General features: G+C 69.8%; 8 protein-coding genes and 1 pseudogene. 4 read left to right on the forward strand and 5 right to left on the reverse strand.

The genetic code is table 11. The annotated features are described in order from the left end of the window. A pseudogene (locus AB0J67_RS38170) lies at positions 1 to 180 on the reverse strand (hypothetical protein); the annotation flags it as partial. Positions 181 to 456: 276 nt separating this feature from the next. On the opposite strand from AB0J67_RS38170, the gene AB0J67_RS38175 reads away from it, so the two are divergent. Then, entirely contained in the window at positions 457 to 1,110 is a 654-nt protein-coding gene (locus tag AB0J67_RS38175) for a TetR/AcrR family transcriptional regulator (RefSeq protein WP_363490211.1), read from the forward strand. A gap of 41 nt (positions 1,111 to 1,151) precedes the next feature. Here AB0J67_RS38175 and AB0J67_RS38180 read toward each other — a convergent pair whose 3' ends face one another. Both AB0J67_RS38180 and AB0J67_RS38185 read right to left on the reverse strand, forming a co-directional pair. Beyond that, positions 1,152 to 2,249, reverse strand: a complete 1,098-nt coding sequence (locus AB0J67_RS38180; protein WP_363490213.1) for a hypothetical protein — start codon at positions 2,247 to 2,249, stop codon at positions 1,152 to 1,154. A 170-nt stretch (positions 2,250 to 2,419) separates the two neighbouring features. After that, a complete protein-coding gene (locus tag AB0J67_RS38185) occupies positions 2,420 to 2,959 on the reverse strand; it encodes a dihydrofolate reductase family protein (RefSeq protein ID WP_363490215.1) in 540 nt (179 codons plus the stop codon). Positions 2,960 to 3,055: 96 nt separating this feature from the next. Between AB0J67_RS38185 and AB0J67_RS38190 the strand changes: the two genes are divergently transcribed. Continuing rightward, on the forward strand, positions 3,056 to 3,598 hold the full coding sequence (locus tag AB0J67_RS38190; protein ID WP_363490217.1) for a GNAT family N-acetyltransferase: 543 nt from the start codon (positions 3,056 to 3,058) through the stop codon (positions 3,596 to 3,598). Positions 3,599 to 3,700: 102 nt separating this feature from the next. Here AB0J67_RS38190 and AB0J67_RS38195 read toward each other — a convergent pair whose 3' ends face one another. Continuing rightward, positions 3,701 to 4,183 (reverse strand): SRPBCC family protein, encoded by a 483-nt coding sequence (locus tag AB0J67_RS38195; protein WP_363490219.1) that lies wholly within the window; start codon positions 4,181 to 4,183, stop codon positions 3,701 to 3,703. Next, positions 4,180 to 4,512, reverse strand: coding sequence for a metalloregulator ArsR/SmtB family transcription factor (locus tag AB0J67_RS38200; RefSeq protein ID WP_363490221.1), 333 nt, complete (start codon positions 4,510 to 4,512; stop codon positions 4,180 to 4,182). Before AB0J67_RS38200 ends, AB0J67_RS38195 begins: the two co-directional genes overlap by 4 nt. Positions 4,513 to 4,728: 216 nt before the next feature. On the opposite strand from AB0J67_RS38200, the gene AB0J67_RS38205 reads away from it, so the two are divergent. After that, the gene (locus AB0J67_RS38205) at positions 4,729 to 5,517 is read left to right on the forward strand and encodes an MEDS domain-containing protein (protein ID WP_363490223.1); all 789 of its coding nucleotides are present in this window, start codon (positions 4,729 to 4,731) and stop codon (positions 5,515 to 5,517) included. 133 nt (positions 5,518 to 5,650) lie between these two features. Further along, positions 5,651 to 6,640 (forward strand): isochorismatase family protein, encoded by a 990-nt coding sequence (locus AB0J67_RS38210; protein WP_363490225.1) that lies wholly within the window; start codon positions 5,651 to 5,653, stop codon positions 6,638 to 6,640. Positions 6,641 to 6,758 lie beyond the last annotated feature (118 nt).

Genomic DNA, 6,758 nt, shown 5'->3' on the forward strand with positions numbered 1-6,758 from the left:
GAACAGCAGCACCATGCCGACGCCGATCACGGCGTTGTCGGCCAGGAAGCTGCTCACGCCGATCTGCTTGCCGGCGGCCGGCTTGGCCATGGTCGCCGCGAGCAATCGGGCGGTCGCCTCGCCCAGGCCGGCGGTCGAGCCGGTGATCAGAGCGCGACGCCCGTTCAGGTTGAGGTTCATGAGGTGCTCCCCCGTTGTTGGTGTACGAGCCGGGCCGCGTCCCCGCCCCGGGCTGTTTGGATCAGGCGCAGCTGCCTGGCGCTGGTGTTGTGAGCGAAACCGGCCCGCGAGGCGCTCGACCGAGTCATCTCGCACCTGGCATAGGCGGGCTTCCTGTCGCGGCTCAGCTGACGCTGCGGTGGCGGGAACGGCCGGCTGTGACTTCACGCTACGCCGCCGAACCCCACTTCTCCGACACTTGTTGGCCAACGCACGCCATCTGGTTACGCTGGCCCCGTGGGAAGAGATGCCAAGGGCGGGCCGGAGGACCCCAGCCGCGATCCCCGGGCCGTACGCACCCGGGCCAGGCTCGCCGAGGCGTTCACCGCCGTGGCGGCCCGCCATCCCGGAGCGCCGGTGTCGGTCAGCTCGATCGTGGCAGAGGCGGGGCTGAACCGGTCATCCTTCTACGCGCACTTCGACACCACCGGCAGCCTGGCCGTGTACGTCCTGGAACAGGCACTGCGGGACATCTCCGAGCAGGACGTCCAGGTCCGGCTGGTCGGCGCGGCCACCGGACGGGACGCCTCCAGGATCGTGATCGGTCACATCCTGGACCAGGTCGAAGGCCAACGCACGGAGCTGCTGGCCGTCTTCGGCTCGGCCGAGGGCGGGGCCGCGACGGCCCGGTTCGGGCGGCAGCTCGCCGACAACATCGCGTACTACTTCCAGCGCATCCGTCCGTCGGCGCGGCCGGACCGCGAACTGGCGACGACCGCCGTCTTCCTCGGCCACGGCCTGGCGGCCGCGATCGTCGACTGGTTGACCGCCGCCGACCCGTGTCCGCGCGTCGACCTGGTCGACGTCCTGGTCGGCCTGGTCCCGGACTGGGTGCACGCCGCAGGCGGACCACGCACACACCTAGATGAGATGGACAGGGCACAGGCGTGACCGGCCTGTGGCATGCGGTGATCGGGTGTGGCCGCGCTCGGTCACAGGAGGCCGCGCTCGCGTAGCCGGACGCGCCGGTCTGGCGGAAGGCAGTCGGCCAGGTTCCGTTCCAGGTCGACCAGCTCAAGATCCACCGGGTACACCACGAAGTCGTCGGTGACCGGCAGCGTGTCCGACCAGTCGCGGAGGTTGAGCCGTGCGGCCACCGCGCACAGCAGTCGCCGGCCGACCTCGGATCCGGCGGCGGCCTCGAGGTCGCCGGCGTCGAGCAGGGCGAGTTCCTGTCGAACCAGCCGCACCAAACCTGCGTCGTCGAAGTCGATGTCGGTACTGGCGTCGAAGTCGGCCGGCGACCACGCGGCCTGGGCATCGGTCTCCGCCAGGGCGGAGCGCTCGTCCTCCGTGGCCGCGTAGACCTCGAAGGACAGCGCGTCCGATCGGTCATAGCCCAGCGCGACACAGGCGGCGGGGCCGTCGACCACCAGGCGCGCCACGGCGTCCGGGATCAGCGTGAGTAATGCGTTCTCGATGGTGCGGCATGCCGCGTCGAGGACGTATCCGGTCGGCGGCCGTTCATAACGCACCTCGGACCGGCGGCCCATGACCTCGACGATACGGACCAGGCCGCGTTCGTCGTGCTCGGCCGTCAGCACCGAACGCGCCCGGCCGTCGTGCTCGATCTGGACGCGGCTGATCCTCCCATCGGTGTATGCGTACACCTCGCGGCCCGAACCACGCCGCGCGACCATGTCAGCTGAGCACATCAGCCCGTCCGCGAAGCGGTACTCGTGCAGGTAGATGGGCTCGTCCGTAGCGAAGTGCGCCGCCTCGACCAGGTCCCCGTCGTGGCGTACGAAAGTCTCGTAGTACAGGCGGCCGTGGAGAAAGCCGCTGTACTCCTCCACCACCACCGCGCGGCCCTCGGCGTCGAACCCGATGCGCAGCACATCCCGGTCGACTGGCGGCCGGGCGTCCAGCCGGCGGCCGGCCTTGAGCAAATCCCGTTCGAAGTGCAACGGACGAAGATCGAGGCCCGGCCACGTGTACCAATCCCAGCGCCCGATGAGCGAGGTCGCCGCTCGCTTTCGGGAGTCGTACTCGGAAGCGAGCCGGGCGAACCGTGCTGCAAGATCGGACACGTCCGGGATCCTACGGGCCACCCAGCCGGACCGGGATCTGCATGCTCACCGCGCGCGATCACATTTCGCAGCCGCATGACGTGGCTGTTCCACTTCGCGGCCGACGACGGCGCAAGGGGCGGGCGTCTCGACGATGCCGCCCCTTCGTCTCGGCGTTCCGCTCAGGCCCCCTATGACCGGGCGCGCGGACGGTAGACGAGCTCGGCGAAGCCGGACCGGAAACCGGTCGCGCTGACCAGTTCGAGCGGCACCGGCTCGTCGCCGACGAACAGCCGCGTGCCCTGCCGGAACACCGTCGGGTGCACGCCGAGCCGGATCTCGTCGACCAGGCCCGCCCGCGCCAGCGTGTACGCGAGCTCGCCACACCCGTACACCAGCAGGTTGCGGCTCTTCTTCAGCTCGGTGACCGCGGCGACGACCTCGCCGTCGAGCAGGGTCGCATTCCAGCTCATCGGCTGGTCGTAGCCGCGGGAGGCGACGTACTTGGGCACGGCGTTGATGCGGTCGGCGAATCCGGTGTCGTCACTCGCCTTCGGCCAGAACTGCGCGAGGCCTTCATAGGTGACCCGGCCCAGCAGCAGCGCGTCGGCGGCGTACAGCTCCTCGCGGTTGCGCCCGGCGTGGTCGGGATTGTCTACGAACCAGGCGTCGGTCTGGTCGATGACCGCGTCGACGGTCATCTGCGTGGAAATGATCAGCTTGCGGTCCATGCACCGCGTATACCTGGCTTGCCCGGCGCACCAGGAGTTGATCACGGTTTAGGATCTGGTCGATCGCGGCTGAGCGACTGACATACAGGAGCACCCATGACCTATGTCGTACGCCGGGCCGAGTCGGGAGACTGGCGCCTACTGCGCGACCTGCGGTTGGAGGCGCTGCGGGACTCCCCATCCGCCTTCGGCACCACGTACGCCGACGCCGCCGGGCTCGCCGAGGAGGTCTGGCGGCAGCAGGCGGAGCAGGAGGCGACTTCCCCGGCTTCGGCGACGTTCATCGCCGCCACCCAGGACGGCCGCTGGGTGGGGATGGTCGGCTGCGCGCCGCTGCCAGACGTCGCCGGCACCGCCTGCATCCACGGCGTCTACGTGGCGCCGGCACACCGCGGCGGGTCGGCTGGGCTGGCGGCCCGGCTGATGGACGCCGGGATCAGGTGGACGCGCGACAACACCGACGCGTCATGGCTCACCCTGGGCGTACACGAGGACAACCACCGGGCGCAGGCGTTCTATCGGAGGATCGGGTTCACCGACACCGGCAAGGTCGTCCCCTACCGCCTCGACCCGGCCAAGAAGCTCTACATCATGGGCTACGAAGACTTCCGACCGGGCCTGCCCGTCGGCCTCGGATAGGGCGGCTGGGCCGGCAGCTGGCCGGCCCTCGTGGGCATGAGGTGGTGGGTGGATGTCACGTGCCGGCGGCCCGCAAGCCTCAAGGTGGCGTGGCGTGCTGGCCTACTGCTGGTCGGCGGCCGCCTTGGCGAACAGCTCGAGGACGGCGCGCCAGTCGCCACCGCCGACGAGCGCGTCGCGCATCGCCTGGCCGGCGACAAGGCGCTCGAGGTGACGGTGTTCGATCTCGACGGTGGTCTGCGCGGGCCCGCCCGGGGTGAACCGGATGTCGATCTCGCTGGCGTTGGCGGGCTCGGGGTCGAACTGCCACATCCCGTTGATCTGCCAGGTGACGACGAGACGGTGCGGCGGCTCCCAGATCAGCACACGGCCCCAGTCGCACTCGCTGCCGTCGACGCCGCGCTCGTACCAGCGTCCGCCTACGTGGGATTCGAGGATCGCCTCGGCCATGTCGGCCTGTCCGATGTGGTACTGCACCGGCCACCAGGTGTCGAACGATCGGGTGAACAGGTCGAAAGCCCGCTCGACGGACACGCCGACGTTGATCTTGCCGGTGAGGGGCGGGATCGTGGGTGCGCTGGTCATTGCTTCTCCTCTTCGGGTTCGGCGGAGGCGTTGTCGGCGGCCTTCTGGAAGGCCGTGAGCGCGTCCTCCCACACGCGGTCCAGGTAGGCGCGTAGTGCGGTCACGCCATCGGGGTTGAGCTGGTAGACGCGGCGGGTGCCTTCGGCTCGGCTGACGACGAGACCGCCGTCCTTGAGCACCCGCAGGTGCTGGGACACCGCGGGTCGGCTGATCGGCAGGCGGGTGGCCAGTTCGCCCACAGAGCAGGGTTGCCGGGCCAGCAGCTCGAAGATCGCACGTCGGGTCGGATCTCCGAGAAGGCCTAGGCCCGGATCTCCGTAAGCGTCCACGAACGGTAAGCCTAGACTTACGATGCCATCCCCGCAACGCCGTGCCGGGGATCCCGCTGTCCGCGCTCACCGGGCCAGTTGTGGCCGCCGGCCAGGACCCGCCCGCGCCTCCCGCGGTGGGATACTGAACATGCCGGGTCAATCGGTCGATCCGGCACAAGTCGCGGCCTAGCAGCAGGTGCCGGCGCCTTGCAGCGGCGGCCAAGCAGGAGGCAGATGACCGAGATGTTCAGCCTCATCCCAGGTGACCATGCCGCCATCCGGTTCGCGACCGCGCGCGAGTTCGCCGACAACGCCGTCGACTTCGCCCGACGCGGTCTGACACTGGGCGGTCAGATCCTGATCTTCCCCGCCGTCGCCGATCTCGGCGGCGCACAGGAGCGGATCACCGGCGACCGAGCGCTGCGGGAGGCCGTCAGCCGCGGGCACGTACGCACCTCGGTGATGGCCCCGGCCGGCGGCAGCCTCGACACGGCACGCCTTCGTGAGCAGTACCGGCAGGCCACCGCCTCGGCGGTCGAGGCGGGCTACACCGGCCTGTGGGTCACCGCCGACACGACGTGGGTGCGCCCGCTGGCCGACGCGGAGGCGCTCATCCACTTCGAGGCCGGCAGCCACGCCCTGTTCAGCACCGGCCGGCTGACCGCCCTGTGCCAGTACGACACCGGCTGCTTCGACGAACGCGACCTGCGGCGCGCCTTCCAGGCCCATCCGACCTGCGTCGCCGGCTGCCGTCTGCGCTTCCACCACTACCCCGGCCCCGCCCTGCTGGTCGTCGTCGGGGACACCGACCTCTCCAACAGCGTCGCCTTCGCGCATCTCATCGGCGACCACGACCGCAGCACCATCGACATCTCCGGCATGGGCTTCGTCGACGGCGCCGGACTCTCCCTGCTGGCCAGGCGCACCCGCCGGACGGGAACGGCACCACTGCGCTGCACCACCGACCAGGCACAGCTGCTGCGGCTGCTGGGCGCCGATCCAGCCGGCCTGGAGCTCACCTGACCGCATGACGTCGCCATGTCTGGCTTTCATGATCTCTCCGGCGACGTGAAGCAGCCCCCGCCCAGGCGGTTGATCGGCGCCATCACCGGGTATGCGGTTGATAACCGGCGAAGGTGGTCAAAGCGAGGCAACTATGAACATCGACCGCGCGGTGTTGTTCGTCGTCGACGTCCAGAACGGCTTCTGCAACGAGTTCAGCGCACCGGCCGTACGCCGGATCCTGCGCCTGGTCCGCCACTGGTCCGACGCCGGGCTGCCCATGATCTTCACCAAGTATCACAACTACCCGGGCAGCAAGTTCGAGCGCCTGCTCGACTGGACCGAGGTCCAGCACGCCCCCGATACCGACCTCGTCACCGCCCTCACGCCGTTCGTCTCGCGGGCGGTGGCGGTGGTGGACAAGACCGGCTACAGCGTGTTCACCACCCAGGTAGCCAAGATCGTCGACGAGCACGGCTGGACCGACCTGGTGTTCTGCGGCCTGGACACCGACACCTGCGTGCTGAAGTCCGTCGCGGACGCGTTCGAACGCGAACACACCCCCTGGCTGGTGCGCGACGCGTGCGCCAGCCACGGCAGCCGCGGCCAGCACCGCGCCGGGGTCACGATGGCCGGCCGCTTCATCGGACAGCGTCAGCTGATCACCCCACCGGCAGGTCGCCGCCGCCCTGGCGGCGGCACCCGCCGACCATCAGAAGGAGTACTCCCCATGACTACCGCCCGCGACATCATGACGCCCGACGTGACCTGCGTCGGAGCGAAGGAGACGACACTCGACGCGGCGAGGAAGATGGCCGACCTCGGCGTCGGATCGCTGCCGATCTGCGGCGAGGACCAGCGCCTGAAGGGGATGCTGACCGACCGCGACATCGTGGTCAAGGTACTGGCCGAAGGCCGCGACCCCGCCACCGTGACCGCCGGAGAGCTCGCCCAGGGCGAAGCCATCACCATCGGCGCCGACGACGACGCCGCCGAGATCCTGCAGACCATGGCCAGCCACCAGGTCCGCCGCCTGCCCGTCATCGACGGCCACAGCCTGGTGGGGATCGTGGCGGTCGCCGACGTCGCCCGCGCCCTGCCCGACCGGCCCGTCGGCGATCTCATCGACGCCATCTCCAGCTGACCGAACCGCCTGGGGTTGCCGGAGTATGCGGGCCGTCCGGTGGTCATGCGGCCGTTCTACTATCGACGGCAGCCGCTGGGTCGCACCCGATGTCCGGCAAACCTCGCCTTTGTGAATG

Origin of the sequence: Catellatospora sp. NPDC049609 (genome assembly GCF_040675365.1) — a bacterium.
Classification (GTDB): domain Bacteria; phylum Actinomycetota; class Actinomycetes; order Mycobacteriales; family Micromonosporaceae; genus Catellatospora.